The 17,770-nt window shown below is 59.8% G+C and carries 17 protein-coding genes, 1 tRNA gene and 1 pseudogene; 13 read left to right on the forward strand and 6 right to left on the reverse strand.

Translation table 11 applies throughout. From position 1 onward, the window contains the following. The first annotated feature begins 292 nt into the window (after positions 1 to 292). The 4 genes from BKX96_RS29060 (at position 293) to BKX96_RS29075 (ending at position 4,030) form a co-directional block, all read left to right on the forward strand. Complete coding sequence (locus BKX96_RS29060) at positions 293 to 2,518, forward strand: AsmA family protein (RefSeq protein WP_077186147.1); 2,226 nt, start codon at positions 293 to 295, stop codon at positions 2,516 to 2,518. Continuing rightward, a complete protein-coding gene (mutY, locus tag BKX96_RS29065; RefSeq protein WP_046815288.1) occupies positions 2,515 to 3,582 on the forward strand; it encodes an A/G-specific adenine glycosylase in 1,068 nt (355 codons plus the stop codon). Before BKX96_RS29060 ends, mutY begins: the two co-directional genes overlap by 4 nt. Further along, positions 3,579 to 3,851: an oxidative damage protection protein gene (locus BKX96_RS29070; protein WP_008024947.1), complete on the forward strand. Its 273-nt coding sequence runs from the start codon at positions 3,579 to 3,581 to the stop codon at positions 3,849 to 3,851. The genes mutY and BKX96_RS29070 overlap by 4 nt, the downstream gene beginning before the upstream one ends. A 103-nt stretch (positions 3,852 to 3,954) precedes the next feature. Then, a tRNA-Phe gene (locus tag BKX96_RS29075) sits at positions 3,955 to 4,030 on the forward strand. Between the two features lie 160 nt (positions 4,031 to 4,190). Here BKX96_RS29075 and BKX96_RS29080 read toward each other — a convergent pair. From BKX96_RS29080 to BKX96_RS29095, 4 genes are all read right to left on the reverse strand, one after another. Next, positions 4,191 to 5,570 carry an APC family permease gene (locus BKX96_RS29080; RefSeq protein ID WP_077186148.1) on the reverse strand — a complete coding sequence of 460 codons (1,380 nt, stop codon included), beginning with the start codon at positions 5,568 to 5,570 and terminating at the stop codon, positions 4,191 to 4,193. A 173-nt stretch (positions 5,571 to 5,743) separates the two neighbouring features. Then, on the reverse strand, positions 5,744 to 7,126 hold the full coding sequence (locus BKX96_RS29085) for an aspartate aminotransferase family protein (protein WP_077186149.1): 1,383 nt from the start codon (positions 7,124 to 7,126) through the stop codon (positions 5,744 to 5,746). A gap of 48 nt (positions 7,127 to 7,174) precedes the next feature. Continuing rightward, positions 7,175 to 7,972, reverse strand: coding sequence for a helix-turn-helix transcriptional regulator (locus BKX96_RS29090; protein WP_046815435.1), 798 nt, complete (start codon positions 7,970 to 7,972; stop codon positions 7,175 to 7,177). Between the two features lie 277 nt (positions 7,973 to 8,249). After that, on the reverse strand, positions 8,250 to 9,740 hold the full coding sequence (locus tag BKX96_RS29095) for an aldehyde dehydrogenase (protein ID WP_046815291.1): 1,491 nt from the start codon (positions 9,738 to 9,740) through the stop codon (positions 8,250 to 8,252). Between the two features lie 356 nt (positions 9,741 to 10,096). Between BKX96_RS29095 and BKX96_RS29100 the strand changes: the two genes are divergently transcribed. Next, positions 10,097 to 10,534, forward strand: a complete 438-nt coding sequence (locus tag BKX96_RS29100) for a hypothetical protein (protein WP_143512487.1) — start codon at positions 10,097 to 10,099, stop codon at positions 10,532 to 10,534. A 146-nt stretch (positions 10,535 to 10,680) separates the two neighbouring features. Here BKX96_RS29100 and BKX96_RS29105 read toward each other — a convergent pair whose 3' ends face one another. Continuing rightward, positions 10,681 to 11,130 carry a hypothetical protein gene (locus BKX96_RS29105; RefSeq protein WP_077186150.1) on the reverse strand — a complete coding sequence of 150 codons (450 nt, stop codon included), beginning with the start codon at positions 11,128 to 11,130 and terminating at the stop codon, positions 10,681 to 10,683. A 189-nt stretch (positions 11,131 to 11,319) separates the two neighbouring features. Here BKX96_RS29105 and BKX96_RS31950 point away from each other — a divergent pair. From BKX96_RS31950 to vapC, 6 genes and pseudogenes are all read left to right on the forward strand, one after another. Beyond that, positions 11,320 to 11,466, forward strand: a pseudogene (locus tag BKX96_RS31950) (DUF1016 N-terminal domain-containing protein); the annotation flags it as partial. A gap of 20 nt (positions 11,467 to 11,486) precedes the next feature. Further along, positions 11,487 to 12,449 (forward strand): alpha/beta hydrolase family protein, encoded by a 963-nt coding sequence (locus BKX96_RS29115; protein WP_077186151.1) that lies wholly within the window; start codon positions 11,487 to 11,489, stop codon positions 12,447 to 12,449. A gap of 38 nt (positions 12,450 to 12,487) precedes the next feature. Continuing rightward, a complete protein-coding gene (locus tag BKX96_RS29120) occupies positions 12,488 to 12,904 on the forward strand; it encodes a hypothetical protein (protein ID WP_046815295.1) in 417 nt (138 codons plus the stop codon). 6 nt (positions 12,905 to 12,910) lie between these two features. Next, positions 12,911 to 13,363, forward strand: a complete 453-nt coding sequence (locus tag BKX96_RS29125; RefSeq protein WP_046815296.1) for a hypothetical protein — start codon at positions 12,911 to 12,913, stop codon at positions 13,361 to 13,363. 171 nt (positions 13,364 to 13,534) lie between these two features. Continuing rightward, positions 13,535 to 13,765, forward strand: a complete 231-nt coding sequence (vapB, locus tag BKX96_RS29130; protein WP_046815297.1) for a type II toxin-antitoxin system VapB family antitoxin — start codon at positions 13,535 to 13,537, stop codon at positions 13,763 to 13,765. Next, the gene (vapC, locus tag BKX96_RS29135; RefSeq protein ID WP_077186152.1) at positions 13,765 to 14,172 is read left to right on the forward strand and encodes a type II toxin-antitoxin system tRNA(fMet)-specific endonuclease VapC; all 408 of its coding nucleotides are present in this window, start codon (positions 13,765 to 13,767) and stop codon (positions 14,170 to 14,172) included. Before vapB ends, vapC begins: the two co-directional genes overlap by 1 nt. Positions 14,173 to 14,249: 77 nt before the next feature. Here vapC and gabP read toward each other — a convergent pair whose 3' ends face one another. Next, complete coding sequence (gene gabP, locus BKX96_RS29140) at positions 14,250 to 15,641, reverse strand: GABA permease (protein WP_046815299.1); 1,392 nt, start codon at positions 15,639 to 15,641, stop codon at positions 14,250 to 14,252. Positions 15,642 to 16,204: 563 nt separating this feature from the next. On the opposite strand from gabP, the gene BKX96_RS29145 reads away from it, so the two are divergent. After that, positions 16,205 to 16,978 carry an ABC transporter ATP-binding protein gene (locus tag BKX96_RS29145; protein WP_007972784.1) on the forward strand — a complete coding sequence of 258 codons (774 nt, stop codon included), beginning with the start codon at positions 16,205 to 16,207 and terminating at the stop codon, positions 16,976 to 16,978. Between the two features lie 13 nt (positions 16,979 to 16,991). After that, the gene (locus BKX96_RS29150; RefSeq protein ID WP_077186153.1) at positions 16,992 to 17,738 is read left to right on the forward strand and encodes an ABC transporter substrate-binding protein; all 747 of its coding nucleotides are present in this window, start codon (positions 16,992 to 16,994) and stop codon (positions 17,736 to 17,738) included. Positions 17,739 to 17,770: the final 32 nt, after the last annotated feature.

The raw sequence follows: 17,770 nt of genomic DNA on the forward strand, positions 1-17,770 counted from the left end.
ATGCGACATCATGCCGCGCAGGGACGGACGAACAGAGGAAGGGTAGCATTTGCCAATGAGCAAAAAACCAAAGTGACATCACGTTTTCGATTTCCTACCCCTGAAGGAACCTCCCGTCCGGTCATGGTCGAACGGCTGAACAAGTTCTTCGGTACCGCGCCGAAATTGTAGGAAAAATTACTTTTTGCCTGGATGCTCGACACTCTGCCCTCGTGATCTGCCCGGTCGCTCGCGGTGGAGCGCTATACTCCCCGGCTAAATTTCGAATTCGACTAACTACAAGGACTCGCCCATGAAAGCGTTCGGCAAAATCCTGGGTCTGGTACTTCTCGGGCTGTTGCTGATCGTAGTGGCGCTGGGCTTCGCCCTGACCCACCTCTTCGATCCCAACGACTACAAAGACGAGATACGCCAGATAGCCCGCGACAAGGCCCACATCGAGCTGACGCTCAATGGCGATATCGGCTGGAGCCTGTTCCCGTGGCTGGGCCTGGAACTGCACGATGCGGCGGTCGCCACCCTGGCCAAGCCTGCCGATCCGTTCGCCGACCTGCAGATGCTCGGCCTGTCGGTCCGCGTGCTGCCGTTGCTGCGCCGTGAGGTGCAGATGAGCGATGTGCGCGTCGAAGGCTTGAACCTGCGCCTGAACCGTGACAAGGATGGCCACGGCAACTGGGAAGACATCGGCAAGGCGCCCAAGCCTGCAACCACGGCCACGCCTGCCGAGAGCAGCGGCGAACCCGAGTCGCCAACCACCGCCCAGGCCGAGAAACCGGCCCAGCCCATTCGCCTGGACATCGACAGCCTGACCGTCAACAACGCCCGCGTTGAATACAGCGACGAAAAAACCGGCAAGCAATTCAGCGCCGAAAGCATCCAGCTCAGTACCGGCCCGGTGCACGACTCGACCAATATCCCGCTCAAGCTCACCGCATTCCTGGGCACCAACCAGCCGGTTCTGCGGGTGCGTACAGAGCTCAGCGGCGAGTTGCGCTTCGAGCGCGCGCTGCAGCGCTACAAGCTCGAAGACATGAAGTTGTCCGGTGAAGTCGCCGGCGATCCGTTGCAGGGCAAGACCATGACCTTCGCCGCCCAGGGGCAGTTGCTGCTGGACAAGGCCGCCAACGTCGCCGAATGGACCGGGATCAAGGTCTCCGCCAACCAGTTGCGAGCGCTGGGCGAGCTGAAAGTCAATGACCTGGACAAGACCCCGCAGGTCAGCGGCGGACTGTCGATTGCCCAGTTCGACCTGGCGAAATTCGTCGACAGCATCGGCCAGAAACTCCCGGCCATGGCCGAAGGCAGCCTGAGCAAAGTCGAAGTGGCCACGCGCCTGGCCGGCACGCCTTCCAGCCTTACGCTGGATGACCTCAATCTGAAAGTCGACGACAGCACCTTTACTGGGCGCATCGCCGTCGAGGACTTTGCCAAACAATCCCTGCGCGCAACCCTCAAGGCCGACACCTTCAACGTCGACCGTTACCTGCCGCCCAAGTCGGCCGAAGCCAACAGCGCCAAGCAAGTGCGCCAGGCCGAAGTCGCCAGCACCGAAGCCGATGCCATGGCCGGGGCCGGCAGCACACCGCTGCCACCATCGCCGACCAAAGAGGCGTGGAGCAACGAACGCCTGTTGCCAGTGGAGCGCCTGGCCAAGCTGGATGTAGACGCCGACCTGACCTTCGGCCAACTGACCCTGGAAAAACTGCCGATCAAGAACGCCGTACTCAAGGCCAGCGGCCAGGACGGACTGTTGACGCTGACGAGCCTGCGCGGCGACCTGTACGAGGGCAACTTCGACGCCAAAGGCACCCTCGATGTGCGCCAGCAGACACCTGTGGTTAGCATGCAGACACAGATCAGCCGGGTGCCCGCGGAAAAAATCCTTGAAAGCCAGGGCAAGGAACCACCGGTCAAGGGCCTTGTAACCCTCAACAGCACCCTCACCGGTAGCGGCAACAGCCAGAAAGCGCTGATCGAAACCCTCAACGGCAACGCCAGTTTCGTCATCAACAATGGCGTGCTGCTCAATGCCAACCTGGAACAGCAGTTGTGCAAAGGCATCGCCACGCTCAACCGCAAAACCCTCAGCGGCGAGCCGCGGGGCAAGGACACACCCTTCCAGGAGCTCAAGGGCAACCTGACCTTGCGCAACGGCGTCGCGAGCAACCCGGACCTGAAAGTGCGCATCCCGGGCATGACCGTCAACGGCGACGGCGATGTCGACCTGCGCGTCCTGGGCATGGATTACCGCGTGGGCATCATTGTCGAAGGCGACAAGAGCGACATGCCGGACCCGGCTTGCCAGGTGGGCGAAAAATTTGTCGGCATCCAGTGGCCGTTGCGTTGCCGCGGCCCGCTGGAGCTCGGCGCCAAGGCCTGCCGCCTGGATAACGAACGCATGGGCCAGGTCGCGAGCAAACTGGCGGGCGAGCGCATCGGCGACAAAATCGACGAGAAACTGGGCGACAAGGTCAGCCCGGAACTCAAGGACGCACTCAAGGGGCTGTTCAAGCGATGAGAGCCGAGCAGTTTTCATCGGCGGTACTGGAATGGTTCGACCGCCACGGCCGCCACGATTTGCCTTGGCAACAGGGCATCACCCCGTATCGGGTGTGGGTCTCGGAAATCATGTTGCAGCAAACCCAGGTCAGCACTGTGCTCAATTACTTCGACCGGTTCATGGCGTCGCTGCCGACGGTAGAAGCCCTTGCAGCGGCGCCCGAAGACGAAGTGCTGCACCTGTGGACGGGCCTGGGGTACTACACCCGTGCGCGCAATCTGCAGAAGACCGCGAAGATCGTCGTCGAGCAGTACGGCGGTGAGTTTCCCCGGGACGTGGAAAAGCTCACCGACCTGCCGGGCATCGGCCTGTCCACGGCCGGCGCGATCGCCAGCATCAGCATGGGCCTGCGCGCGCCCATCCTCGACGGCAACGTCAAGCGCGTGCTGGCGCGTTTTACCGCACAAGAGGGTTACCCAGGCGAGCCGAAGGTCGCCAAACAGCTCTGGGCCAACGCTGAGCGCTTTACGCCGCACGATCGGGTCAACGCCTACACCCAGGCGATGATGGACCTGGGCGCCACGCTCTGCACCCGCAGCAAGCCGAGCTGCCTGCTCTGCCCGCTGCAGAAGGGTTGTGAAGCGCACATGCTCGGCCTGGAAACCCGCTACCCGATTCCCAAGCCACGCAAAGCCATCCCGCAGAAACGCACGCTGATGCCGATGCTCGCCAATGCCGAAGGGGCGATCCTGCTTTACCGCCGCCCCTCCACGGGCCTGTGGGGCGGTTTATGGAGCCTGCCGGAACTCGATGACCTCGACGACCTGCAACACCTCGCCGCGCAACACTCGCTGGCCCTGGGCAACCCGCAGGCACTGCCGAGCCTGGTGCACACCTTCAGCCATTTCCAGTTATCCATCGAACCCTGGCTGGTCCAGGTCCAGGAAGCCGGCCATCACGTGGCCGAGGCCGACTGGCTCTGGTATAACCTCGCCACCCCGCCGCGCCTGGGCCTTGCCGCCCCGGTCAAGACCTTGCTCGAACGCGCGGCCGTCGTATTGAACGCAGGAGAGTCGTCATGACCCGCACCATCATGTGCCGCAAGTACAAAGAAGAATTGCCCGCCCTGGAGCGCGCTCCATTCCCGGGCGCCAAAGGCCAGGACATTTTTGACCACGTCTCGGCCAAGGCCTGGGCCGACTGGCAAAAACACCAGACCCTGCTGATCAACGAAAAGCGCCTGAACATGATGAACGCCGAAGATCGCAAATATCTGCAGGGCGAGATGGACAAGTACTTCTCCGGCGAGGAATACGCCAAGGCCGAAGGCTACGTTCCGCCTGCGGAGTAAGCCTGTGGAGTCGGGGGGTGGATCGTAAGCAACGGTAATAATTAAATATTTTTTGATAACTTGCTTGACGACCCCCTGAAAAACCAGTTTAATGCGCCCCGTTGCCCAGATAGCTCAGTCGGTAGAGCAGGGGATTGAAAATCCCCGTGTCGGCGGTTCGATTCCGTCTCTGGGCACCACCTTTCGTTTTCAGGTGATGCCAAGCACACCTGAAAACACACAAAAAACCCGCCTAGTGCGGGTTTTTTGCTTTCCAGGGTTTGTACCCTTGCGTACCCCCCGTGAAAGCCTGGTGCAGGCGATCACAAGGGGCGACGGGAGCAGCCCGGCCTCAGCGGATCACTCCGCCATCTGCAGCTCCGGCAGTTGCACCCGGAACCCGCGCGTGACGCCCAGCAGACAAACGAGCCCCAACCCCATCCAGCACAGCCCGATCATGAACGACATGCTGGACAGGCTGGTCCACAGCCAGAGGGTGCTGAGGAACCCCAAGGCCGGTACCGCGCCGTACAACAGGCAGTTGCGGGTGCCGCGCAGCTTCTGGTCGACCAGGTAATGCTTGATGACCGCCAGGTTCACCGCCGAGAACGCGAAGAGCGCACCGAAGCTGATCATGTTGGCCACGGTATCCAGGGTGATGAACAGGGCAATCAGCGAGAACAGGCTGACCAGCATGATCGCGGTGGCCGGCACCCGTTTCTTCGAGACCAGCCTGCCGAACACCCGGGGCAGCGCACCGTCGCGACCCATGGCGAACAGCACCCGGGAGACGCTGGCCTGGGAGACCATCGCCGAGGCAAAACAGCCGGCCACATAGGTGGCGGTAAACGCGGTCACCAGCAGTTCTCCCCCCACGCGACGCATGACGTCCAGCGACGCCGAGTCCGGGTCGGCAAAGGTGTTCCATTGCGGGTAGACCATTTGCGCGAAATACGAGACGAGGACAAACAGCAGGCCACCGAGCAGGCTCACCACCATGATCGCGAGGGGGATCAGACGCCGCGGGTTGGGCGTTTCCTCGGCCATGGTCGACACCGCGTCGAAACCGAGAAAGGACAGGCAGAGAACCGCCGCGCCAGACATGATCAGCGGCACGCTGAAGCCCTCATGGTGGAAGGGCGCGAGCAGCGAGACGGGCTCTGCCTGATCCCCCAGGTTGTGGATCGACAACGCAACGAACACCACGATGAAGACCAACTGGACAACCACCAGCAGCAAGTTGACCCGGGTGATTGATTCGATACCGATCAGGTTGAGGAAGGTCACCAGGGCGATGGAGCCGAGCACCCACACCGCAGCGGGGACCGCGGGGAAGTATTCGGACATGTAGATGCCGATCAGCAAATAACTGAGCAGCGGCAGGAAGATGTAGTCCAGCAACAAGGTCCACCCAGCCATGAAGCCAAAGTAGCTACCGAAGGCCTTGCGCGTATAGGAATACACAGATCCCGAATACGGATGCGCCTGCACCATGCGCCCGTAGCTGTAAGCGGTCAGCAGCATGGCGGCGAGGGTCAGCAAATACGCAGTTGGTAAGTGCCCCTTGGTCATCTGGGTCACCAGGCCATAGGTGGTGAACACCGCCAGCGGGACCATATAAGCCAGGCCGAAGAGCACCAGCGCGCCAAGCCCCAGGGATTGTCGAAACTTGCCGGGCGAATCTGCTTGCGACGGGCAATGATGGGAAGGAGTATCGGCCACGCTTGTTATTGTATTCATTGCTGACTCCTGAAAATTTGAATGCAGGACGCTGCGGTATCCGAAGCACGGATACCGTGAGTGAATTGATCTGCTGAAGGGCGGGCTGCCCAATGTCGGGCAGCCTCTTGTTCAATCGATAGGCACGCAGGGCGATGTAACGCTGTCGATCACCACCCCGCTCACAGATGACCTCAAAGCTTTCCCGCGATCCGTGCCGTGCGGTCTACCGCGATGCGGGTCTTTTCCACCAGCTCGTCCAGTTCTGTGCGCGTTGCCACGAGTGCCGGCGCCATGATCATGCGGCCCAGGGTAGAACGAATGATCACGCCCTCTTCAAAACCGAAGGTGCGGCACTGCCAGGCCAGGTCGTTTTCGTTGGCAAAGCGTTTGCGCGTGGCCTTGTCCTCGGCGAACTGCAAGGCCGCCACGAGGCCCGCGCCCTGGATCTCGCCGACCATTGGATGGTTGCCGAACACTTCGCGCAGAATCTGCTGCAAGTACGGCCCGGTATCCTCCTTCACCTGGCGAACGATACCTTCATCACGCAGCGCCTTGAGGTTGGCGAGCGCCACTGCGGCCGCGACCGGGTGTCCGGAATAGGTCAGGCCGTGGGCGAAGACACCGCCCTGCTCCACCAGCGCATCGGCAATGCGCTTGCCCAGCACCAAACCACCCATCGGCACATAACCGGAAGTCAGGCCCTTGGCGATCGACAGGGTGTCCGGCTCGAAACCGAAATGCTCGTGGGCGAACCACTCGCCGGTGCGGCCAAAGCCACCGATCACTTCATCGGCACACAGCAGCACATCATATTGACGGCAGATGCGCTGGATTTCCGACCAGTAGCTCTCGGGCGGGAAGATCATGCCGCCAGCGCCCTGGAAAGGCTCGGCGATAAAGCCCGCGATATTCTCGGCGCCCAGCTCAAGAATTTTCTCTTCCAGCTGCAAAGCGCAGCGACGACCGAACTCGGCCGGGGTCAGCTCGCCACCCTGGGCGTACCAGTAAGGCTCATCGATGTGCGCGATGTCCGGAATCAGGCCGCCCATCTCGTGCATGAACTTCATCCCGCCCAGCGCAGTGGCCGCCAGGGTCGAGCCGTGATAACCGTTCCAGCGGCCGATCATGATCTTCTTCTGCGGCTTGCCGACCACCTGCCAGTAACGGCGAACGGTACGGATCAGCACCTCGTTCGCTTCGGAGCCGGAGTTCGTGTAGATGACGTGGCTGTAGTGGCCCGGCAGGAGGCTGAACAGCAGCTCGGACAACTCGATCACCGCTGGGTGGGTGGTGTGGAAGAACATGTTGTAGTACGACAACTGGTTCATCTGCGCAGCCGCCGCGGCGCTCAGGTCCTTGCGACCATAACCGAGCTGGGTGCACCACAGGCCCGACATGCCGTCCAGGTAACGTTTGTCATCGTTGTCCCAGAGATACAGGCCCTCGCCGCGGACCATCACTCGAGGACCTTCGGCATTGAGCGCCTTTTGATCCACAAACGCATGGATGTGGTGGGCGGCATCGGACTTCTGGTAATCCTCAGTCTGCCGTTTCGGTTCGAAGGGTGCATTCATGGCTTTTTTCTCTTTTGTTGATAGTCACGCGAGGGGTAGCAAGTGCGCTCAGCGGCTCTTGCTCATGTAGCTTTCAAGAGGGTCTTTGCTGAGCACGCCCTGGGCTTCGGCCAACGAATCGATAAACAGTGAAAACAACTCCGATTGCGTGCCGATATCGAGCTTGCAGTAGACGTTCTTGCGATGGGACTTGATGGTGTCCTCCGATACCCCGAGGCGTTCGGCCAGGGAGCGGGTCGAATGGCCACGCAGGATCAGTTGGGCGATGCGGCATTCGCGCTCGGTCAGGATCGACGAACCGAAGTTATTCAGGGCCGAGTGGATGCGCTGCTCCAGCTGGTTTTCGAAGCGCGCGCCGCGCGTATCCAGGCCGACAAAGTGCTTGCCCAGCAAGGTCAGGACCCAGGGTGCAATGCGCTTGAACTGCTGCGTCGTCGCTGCATCCAGTTTTTCCGTGAACGCCAGTGAAACAGCCAGGCTCAGCCCGGGAGCAGACTGCAGGATGTAGTTCAGCTCGTCCTGCAGGTGCGAGTGCCGATAGAACGACTGGTAGTACTCGCTGAGTTCGAAGTGGTCGGGCGCGACCTCGGCGAGGTCATAGCAACCGGAGCTGACGCCTTCCACACAGGCACCGTAGAACGGGTCGAGCAGGTAGAACCCAGACAGGTACTGGCGCACATTGCCTTGCGGCAGCCAGGGGCCATCCAGTTCGAACAGCGCGCTGGGCATGCCACCATGCGGATACTGGTACAGCGTCGTCGCCTGAATAGGCCAGATACAGCCCAGGGTTTCGAACAGCGTCGCGGTGAATCCCGGTTGACCGATACTCTCGGTCACCTTGGCCATCTGTTCGAACCATTGCGCAGAAAAAAACCGATCGTTTTCCACTTCAAAGACTCGCCGAAAGAACGGTTGGGAGCGACACAAGTTGACTGGTGCCGGGGTTGAAATGATGTTCCCACGCTCGCAAAACTGCCGATATCACCCGTTGGGGTGAGTCGACCAAAGGGCGCAGAATGAGCGCCCCTGCTGCCCCGCCAGCAGGAAAAGCACGCCACCCCGAGAGGTGCGTGCAGATGGTTTTTTCCTGCCACGCCGTGCGACGTGGCCGAGGGCCGCGGACTTAACGAAGCTGGAACCAGGTGGTTTTGAGTTGCGTGTACTTGTCGAACGAATGAAGGGAAAGATCGCGCCCGAAACCGGACTGTTTGCCGCCACCAAAAGGAATGGCGACATCCAGTGCATCCATGGTGTTGACCGAGACGGTCCCGGCCTTCAAGGCCCGGGCCACACGATGCGCACGGTTCAGGTCATCACTCCAGACTGACGCGGCGAGCCCGTAGATGCTGTCGTTGGCCAACTCAATCGCCTCTTCTTCGGTGTCGAAGGCACTGACGGCCAGCACCGGACCGAAAACCTCATCACGGGCCAGGCTCATGTTTCGACCCACGCCAGCGAAAATCGTCGGCTGGATAAAGTTCGAAGAGCCATTGATCGTCAGGCGTTCACCGCCTGCCAGGATCTTCGCGCCTTCGCCTTGAGCCTGCTCGATCGCCCTCATGATGCGGTCGGCCTGCTCGCTATCGACGATGGCACCGGCCCTGCTCTGAGGGTCGAGGGGATCACCGGGCATCCAGGTCCGAGCCTTGGCAATCAGGCGCTCGACGAATTCATCATGGATAGATCGTTGCACGTAGAGCCGGGAGTTGGCCGAGCAGACCTCGCCCTGGTTGAAGAAGATGCCGAACGCGGCCTTTTCCGCGGCCAGATCCAGGTCCTGGCAGTCTTCGAAGACCAGGTTCGGGCTCTTGCCGCCGCACTCCAGCCAGACCTGCTTGAGGTTGGACTGGGCCGAGTACTGCATGAAGTACTTGCCGACCTGGGTCGAACCGGTGAACACCAGGCAGTCCACATCAGGATGCAGTCCCAGGGCCTTGCCGGCACTTTCACCCAGGCCCGGGACAACATTCAATACCCCTTCCGGCATGCCGGCCTCGAGCGCCAACTGACCCAGGCGCAAGGCAGAAAATGGCGACTGCTCGGCAGGCTTGAGGACCACGCTGTTTCCGGCAGCCAATGCCGGGGCGAGTTTCCAGGCCGCCATGTCCAGGGGGAAATTCCATGGCACCACGGCGGCAACCACCCCAAGGGCCTCGCGGGTGATGGTGGCGAGGGCATTGCGCGCGGTAGGCGCCACCTGGTCATAGAGCTTGTCCAGGGCCTCACCGTACCAGGCGAACACATGGGCCGCGCCAGGTACATCAATGTTGTAGGCATCCATGACCGGCTTGCCCATGCTCAGCGAGTCGAGCAGTGCCAACTCCTCGCGGTTGGCCAGGAGCAGTTCGCAGAGCCGGATCAGGATCTTCTTGCGTTCCACCGGCGCCATCCGCGCCCACGGCCCCTCCTCGAACGCCCGGCGCGCCGAACGCACGGCGAGGTTCACTTCGTCCTCGCCGCATGCAGTAACAGATGCCAGCAGCTGGTTGGTCGCCGGATTGATCACCTCGAAAGTCGCACCCGAGGCGCACGCAACCTGCTGCCCTCCGATCAACGCATTTTCAATGAATGTTTGGCGGGCAGCCCGCTGCTGCCAGTAGTTGAGATCGAGCACACGCTACTCCCATGCCGACCGCTGATACGGTCAGTTTTTATTGGTTTCGCAGGATCATGCTCGACTCTGGCGGCGAGGAAAAATAGTAAAAATATGCTCGGTCCCCAAGAAAAAGCTCGGTAGTGCCGGGGGTGAGGAGCAGTAGGTATGACTCAGTTTTGTATGTCCGGGATTTAACAAATCCACTGCAAACGAAAATTCCTACACCTATCAAGCACTCCTTCCTTCCAGTTGTGCCCGCTCTTCATACAGTGTTTTAGGATCCCTCTCATAGAGCGCAAAAGTTTAGGCGGCGAAAATACGGCAGCAGCAAATCTGCCTGCATGCATTCACGTTCAAACGTAAGGAAGCAGCTCTTGAATAAGCTTTTGAAATTCCTCGCCCTATCGACAATCATTGTCGCCGCCAGCGGCTGCGTCAGTTACAACAATAGCCAGCCGTCCTCGCCAATCGATAGCACCGTCAAAGCAGACTTGAAAGCGGACATCGCCGTCGGTGACGCGATCTCCGGCCAGTCTTCGGTCAACGTTCTGTTCGGCTTTCTTAAATTTGGTGGCGACTCGCAATTTGCCGACGGCGTCAGCTATGGCGGCCAGAGCGGTGGCTTGAGCAGCCTGGGCCTTGATCCGGTCAGCGCAGTCAAATCTGCTGCGGCCTACAAAGCGGTCAAGTCTTCCGGTGCCGACCTGATCGTCGCCCCTCGCTATGAAGTGAACGAAGAAAACTATTTCATCTTCAAGAAAGTATCCGTCACGGTAAAAGGCAACAAAGGCAACATCCGCAGCATCCGCTAACTCCATCCCCCAGGTGTTTGTTCAGCAACCCATCCATCGCGCATTGGCAAACCGAAACTCTAGCGCGCGGTGTTCCGCAAACGGCCGTGAAAGCGGCTGTTTGCGGATTTGAGTGCTGACGAAAAAGCCTCGCGTCTGCGACTAGGCTATACACCGCCATTCCAGTGAAATACCAGATTGCGCGCGGTTCCTGTCCCAACATCCGCGGTATCACGCCTTGTCTCACCCGCACGCGTCGCAACCACCGTGTACTTGCCAGGAGGCAGTTGGACGTACACCAGCGGACCCGCCCCCGTCAGGTTCAACACGCTTTGACCCTGCGCGTTATGAATGGCTACATCGACATCCGGAATATATTCATTCTCGACGCCGACGGAGAACGTCATATGCAAGTTGTAACCCGAAGTTTGCTGGATTGCCTTCGCCTCATCCTCGCCAATACCTCCGGACAAATAGGTAATTCCGTTTTGTTCTTGCCGTTGAACCTGCACACCCGAATTGTCGATCGGCTCGAGGCTGGCGGCCTGCGGTGCAACCGGCAACATCAACACGCCGATAGCGACAAGGGGCAGGAACAGTGACTTCACAGATTTCATGATGACGACTCCCGGGTCCCATGGAACCCAATCGTTACTCAACTTGGATTTCCGGCACGGTCGTCGTGTTTTAGAACGATTTGAACTTGCAGCCACTACGAAACGTACTACGGGGATCGCTCCCTCAACCTTCACATCTATCTGCTTGCTCCCCAACACTTGCGAAGGTGCGGACCGTGGAGTTCGGCTCGAGACGCACTGCGCCTCGAATTGAGCTGGACGCTCTACCGCAGGCTTCTACGCGTAGACAACGAAAAGGCACGCAAGTGGTATATGGACGATGCAGCTGAGCAAAACTGGTCAAGCCGTCGACCTGAGGACTATCTTAGGCAGCTACCCGCAAAGGTCCGACGCCGATGAATTTGCAGGACACTCCATCCCTCACCCCCCGTCAAATCGAGCTGCCGCTCAAGCCTGGCACTTCGGGCGAACCGTTCAAGCAACCCGCCTCCGACGGTTTCGTCCTTGGCGGCTTCACCTGGCGACAGGCGGATCAGGACTCTTCTCGAGCAGTCGTCATCATCAACGCCGCCACCTCGGTGCGCTGCCGACACTACTCGCGCTTCGCCGATTACCTGTTTGCCAACGGCTTCGATGTCATCACCTATGACTACCGTGGCATCGGCGAATCTCGGCCCGCATCGATGAAAACACTTGAGGCGTCCTGGTCCGATTGGGGGACCCTGGACTTCGAGGCGATGCTCAAGCGCGCACAGCGTGAATTTCCCGGTCAACCGATCGATGTGGTCGGTCACAGTTTTGGAGGTTGCGCAGCGGGCCTGGGATCGTCCGGAGCGCTAATCCGTCGCCTGGTGACAGTCGGTGCGCAATTCGCTTACTGGCGCGACTATGAGCCCGCTCAGCGCTGGCGGATGTTTGCCAAGTGGCATGTAGTGATGCCACTGGTGACGATGCTGTGCGGCTACTTTCCCGGCAAACGCCTCGGCTGGCTAGAAGACACGCCAGCCGGTGTGGTCCGAGACTGGAGCACGCCCACCCCGCGATACGAGAAGCGCCCCAGCGGCCAGGACATCCATGTCAAAAACTTCGCAGCCGTCACCGCGAGAACCCTGGCTATCAGTATCAGCGACGATCCCTACGGCACTGTCCCGGCCATCGAACGCCTGCTCGGCTACTTCACCGCGGGCATAAACACCCACCTGCGCATTACCCCCGGAGACATCGGCGAACAAGAAGTTGGACATTTCGCCTTTTTTCGCAGCGCATACCAAGCCACACTATGGCCCATCGCATTGTCCTGGCTGCAAAACGGCGAGCTGCCCCCCGACGCACCCGGGCGGACAGTACCTCGCAGCTAAGTCACCTGCCCTTTTCACCGAATTACGGAACGACGCCCATGGCCTCTGCCAACAAACAGCAAAAACGCGCCTCCCGCGCCAAGGCCAAGGCCAAGCAGAACCGCACCCAAAGGGCGGCTGCGCCGGTCGAGCTGGACCCGAACGACGATCGCATCGACTTCGAGTCGGTGGACCTGACCGAACTGTTCAAGAAAATGATCGACGCCGAGAAGCTCAGCCAGCAGGCCATGTGCACGGCCTTCCTCGAAGACCCGCTGCTGGAGCTGGTGTACGAGCAGGAAGGCGAAGAAGGCGCGATGGACTTTATCCTCGCCGCCCTGATCGAATATCGCCAATGGTCCACCGAAACCGACGAAGCCGGTGCCCTGGCGTGGATCGAATCCCCAGCCTTCCAGGCTGACTACGTGGCGGCGTCCGACGCTATTGCCGCGCAAACCCAACAGAAACCGAACTGAGTTCCCATGGCCTCCCTGAACAAGCAACAGAAACGCGCCAAACGCGCAAAAGCCAAAGCCAAGCAGATCAATATCCACGGCCGCAAGCCCGCCGCGCTGGACGATGACCTAGGCCACCTCGCCGAGCCGATCCCGGAATACACCCTGGCGATGTTCAGCAAAATGCGCGACGCGGAAGCCGTCAGCCGCAGCGAAATGCTCTCGGTGTTGCTGACGAACCTGGCCTTCATCATCATCGACCATCCAGAACTGCTGGACATGGAAAACGCCGACGACGAAGGCATGGCCGCTACCCACCTGGCCGCCGACATGCTGATCGACTACCGCATGTGGGCCGACGGCATGGACCGCGAAACCGCCCAGGCATGGCTCAGCGAGCCACAGTTCATCGCCGATTTCAGCGCTGCACTGGATGTCTACCGCGAGTCGCTGGAAGCGCCGGAAGAAAAAGCCGAGTAAGGGTTACGACTCAAACAAAAAACGGCCGCTCGTCATCACTGACAGCGGCCGTTTTTTTGGCTCTGAATCGAGCGCACTCCTTCCGTCAGCCCCAACGTATATCCCATTGACATATCCAACACAAAACCTATCCTTTGGACTCATCACGCTAAAAAAGCGCAGGAGGCCCCTATGGAACAGACAACTCTTTTCATGAGCAATCGAAGCCAGGCCGTTCGCCTGCCGAAAGCTGTAGCGATGCCGAACGACGTGAAACGAGTCGACGTCGTCGCCGTCGGTCGAAGCCGCATCATCACGCCCGCCGGCGAGACCTGGGATAGTTGGTTCGATGGCGAAAGCATCACGCCAGATTTCATGGCCGATCGCGAGCAACCCGCCGATCAGGAGCGCGAGTCGTTCTGATGATCAAGTACATGCTCGATACCAACATCTGCACCTTCACCATCAAGAACAAACCACAAATGGTACGGGAGGCATTCAACCGTCATCACGGCCAACTGTGCATCAGTGCGGTCACGTTGATGGAGCTGATTTACGGAGCGGAAAAGTCGGCAGCCCCCGAAAGAAACCTGGCGGTCATAGAAGGCTTCGCCGCCCGACTTGAAGTCCTTCCCTTCGACAACGAAGCAGCAGCACACACTGGAATGATTCGATCCGAACTGGCAAAGGCAGGCAAACCCATAGGTCCATACGACCAGATGATTGCCGGTCACGCACGCTCACGCGGGTTTATCGTGGTCACCAATAACTTGCGGGAGTTTGAGCGTGTTCCAGGGTTACGCGTAGAAGACTGGGTTCATGCCGAATGAACATAAAGCAATCGACTCAAACAAAAACGGCCGCTCGTCATCACTGACAGCGGCCGTTTTTTATTACGCGCTACGAATCAGCTCAGCACGACCGTGCCACGCTGCTCCAGTTTGCGACGACGTGCTACCAGCAAGCCGGCAGCAACGACCAGAACGGCCAGCAAGCCAGTCGCGAGGATCTCCACGCGGTGAGCCTCCTGGAACAACATGATGGTCAGGGCCGCGACGATGAACACGATCACCGCGTAGGTCAGGCCCGGGAACAACCACATGCTGAACACGATTTTCTCACCGCGAGCCATGCGCTGCTTGCGCATGCGCAGTTGCGAGATTGCAATCACCAGGTACACCAGCAGCGCAATGGCGCCGGAGCTGGCCAGCAGGAATTCGAACACCGCAGCCGGGGCCACGTAGTTGGCGAAAGTGGCCAGGAACGCTGCGCCAGTCGACAGCATGACTGCCCAGTAAGGCGTGCCACTTTTGTTGGTGCGGGTAGACATGGCCGGTGCGTCACCGCGCTTGCCCAGGGAAAACAGCATGCGCGACGAGGTGTAGAGCGCCGAGTTCAGGCAGCTGGTCACGGCGACCAATACCACGATGTCGACGATCATCTTGGCGTTCGGGATACCCATGCGTTCAAGCACAGTCTGGTAGGAGCCGAGGCTGGCCAGGACCGGGTCGTTCCATGGCACCAGGGCCACGACGATGAAGATCGAGACGAGGTAGAACAAGCCGATCCGCCAGATCACCGAATTGGTGGCCTTGGAGATTTGCTTGCCTGGGTTCTTCGATTCCGCGGCCGCGATGGTCACGATCTCGGTACCCATGAAGGAGAACATGGTGGTCAGGATGGCACCCAGCACCGCGCCCATGCCGTTAGGCAGGAAACCCTGGGTGTCGAACAGGTGTGAAACGCCGCTGACCTGACTGTTTGGCAGGAAGCCGAAGATCGCCATCACGCCGAGCACAATAAAACCGATGATCGCCAGGACCTTGATCAGGGCGAACCAGAACTCGAACTCGCCGTAGTTCTTCACGCTGAAGAGGTTGGTCACGGTCAGCAGCATCGTGATCACCAGGGCGAAGGCCCAGATGTCTACGCCAGGGAACCAGGCATGCAGGATGGTAGCGGCGGCGTTGGCTTCCAACGGGATGACGAGCACCCAGAACCACCAGTACAGCCAGCCGATGGTGAAGCCGGCCCAGTGACCGATCGCGCGATCGGCGTATGTCGAGAAGGAGCCCGTGTCCGGCGAGGCAACAGCCATTTCACCAAGCATGCGCATCACCAACACCACCAGCATGCCGGCAGCGGCGTAAGCCAGGAGCACGGCCGGGCCTGCTGCAGCGATAGCGTGGCCCGAACCAACGAACAGGCCGGCGCCGATAACCCCGGCAATCGACAGCATGGTGACATGCCGCGGTTTGAGCCCCTGTTCGAGGCCGTTAGAGCTTTGGGTACTGCTCATTGAAACTACCTTTGTAAGGAAAAGCGAATGCGTTCATCCCGCTCGTGTTCCCTCTTGTAAAAAGAAACAAACGGGGCGTTCCGGAATCTGCACGCAATATTTGCGCCAAAATGTTTCAACACCGTCTACCACGGTGATCTCGCCTGGACCGGACAGTCATCGCAAGCCATTGATATTAATGGCACTTTGCCAGAACGTTACCCTGCGACTCACTTTAAGGACGAAACAGCGCACCGGAAACACACGCAGAAATCCTGCGATGCACGATAAAAGGGCAGATCCGCCACCTTTGGCCGGTTAGCGCTTCCAACCCCCCGCCAAAGCTGGCAACATCGCGCCCTTTTTTACGCGACAGCCACCGCGCTTTTGTCTGAAAGCAGGGTTCAAACGGCTGTTCGGTTGTTGATGGGGCGACAGTCTGCTGCGCCGATGCGACAACCTGCCACATGCCACCCGTTTACTGCCCGTAGCGCTGTTGGCTGCCTTTGAAACGCTATGCTAGCTTGGCCGCCTCGCCAGGAAGGCCACCAACAGCAGGAGCGAATACATAATGAGGAACGCACATGGCTGAGGCCACGCCCGCGCTTGAAATCCGCAACTTGCACAAACGCTACGGCTCGCTGGAGGTGCTCAAGGGCATCTCGCTGACCGCCCGCGACGGCGACGTGATCTCGATCCTCGGCTCATCCGGCTCCGGCAAGTCCACGTTCCTGCGTTGTATCAACCTGCTGGAAAACCCGCACCAGGGCCAGATCCTGGTGGCCGGCGAAGAACTCAAGCTCAAGGCCGCGAAGAACGGCGAACTGGTCGCTGCCGACGGCAAGCAGATCAATCGCCTGCGCAGCGAAATCGGTTTTGTGTTTCAAAACTTTAACCTGTGGCCGCACATGAGCGTGCTCGACAACATCATCGAGGCCCCGCGCCGTGTGCTCGGCCAGAGCAAGGCCGAAGCCATCGAAGTCGCCGAAGCCCTGCTGGCCAAGGTCGGCATCGCCGACAAGCGCCACGCCTACCCGGCGCAATTGTCCGGCGGCCAGCAACAACGCGCGGCCATCGCCCGCACCCTGGCCATGCAGCCCAAGGTCATCCTGTTCGACGAGCCCACCTCCGCGCTTGACCCGGAAATGGTCCAGGAAGTACTTAATGTCATCCGCGCACTGGCCGAAGAAGGCCGCACCATGCTGCTGGTTACCCATGAGATGGGCTTTGCCCGTCAGGTCTCCAGCGAAGTGGTGTTCCTCCACCAGGGCCTGGTAGAAGAGCAAGGATCGCCACAGCAGGTGTTCGAAAACCCGCTTTCGGCGCGCTGCAAACAATTCATGTCCAGCAACCGCTAACGGAGCTAACCGCATGCAGAATTTCAAGAAGGTCTTCCTGGCCGCCGCCGTTACCCTGGCGTTCAGCGCCGGTGCCATGGCTGAAACCCTGAAGATGGGCATCGAAGCGGCCTATCCGCCGTTCAACAACAAAGATGCCAGCGGCAATGTCGTCGGCTTCGACAAGGAAATCGGCGACGCCCTGTGCGCCAAGATGAAAGTCGAGTGCACCGTCGTGACCTCCGACTGGGACGGCATCATCCCGGCCCTGAACGCCAAGAAGTTCGACTTCCTGATCTCCTCGATGTCGATCACCGACGAGCGCAAGCAAGCGGTGGACTTCACCGACCCGTACTACTCCAACAAGCTGCAGTTCATCGCGCCTAAAAGCGTCGACTTCAAGACCGACAAGGACTCGCTGAAAGGCAAAGTGATCGGCGCACAGCGCGCGACGCTGGCGGGTACCTGGCTGGAAGACAACATGGAAGGCGTAGAGGTCAAACTCTACGACACCCAGGAAAACGCTTACCTGGACCTGACTTCCGGCCGTCTGGACGGCATCCTGGCCGATAAGTACGTCAACTACGAGTGGCTCAAGAGCGATGCAGGCAAATCCTACGAGTTCAAAGGCGACCCTGTGGAAGAAAGCGACAAGATCGGCATTGCTGTCCGTAAAAACGACCCGATCCGCGAAAAGCTGAACGTCGCGCTGAAAGAAATCGTTGCTGACGGCACTTACAAGAAGATCAACGACAAGTACTTCCCTTTCAGCATCTATTGATCCTGACCTGCCTGGCCGGCGCCTGAAGGCGC

It is taken from the genome of Pseudomonas putida (genome assembly GCF_001976065.1).
Taxonomy (GTDB): Bacteria; Pseudomonadota; Gammaproteobacteria; order Pseudomonadales; family Pseudomonadaceae; genus Aquipseudomonas; species Aquipseudomonas serbica.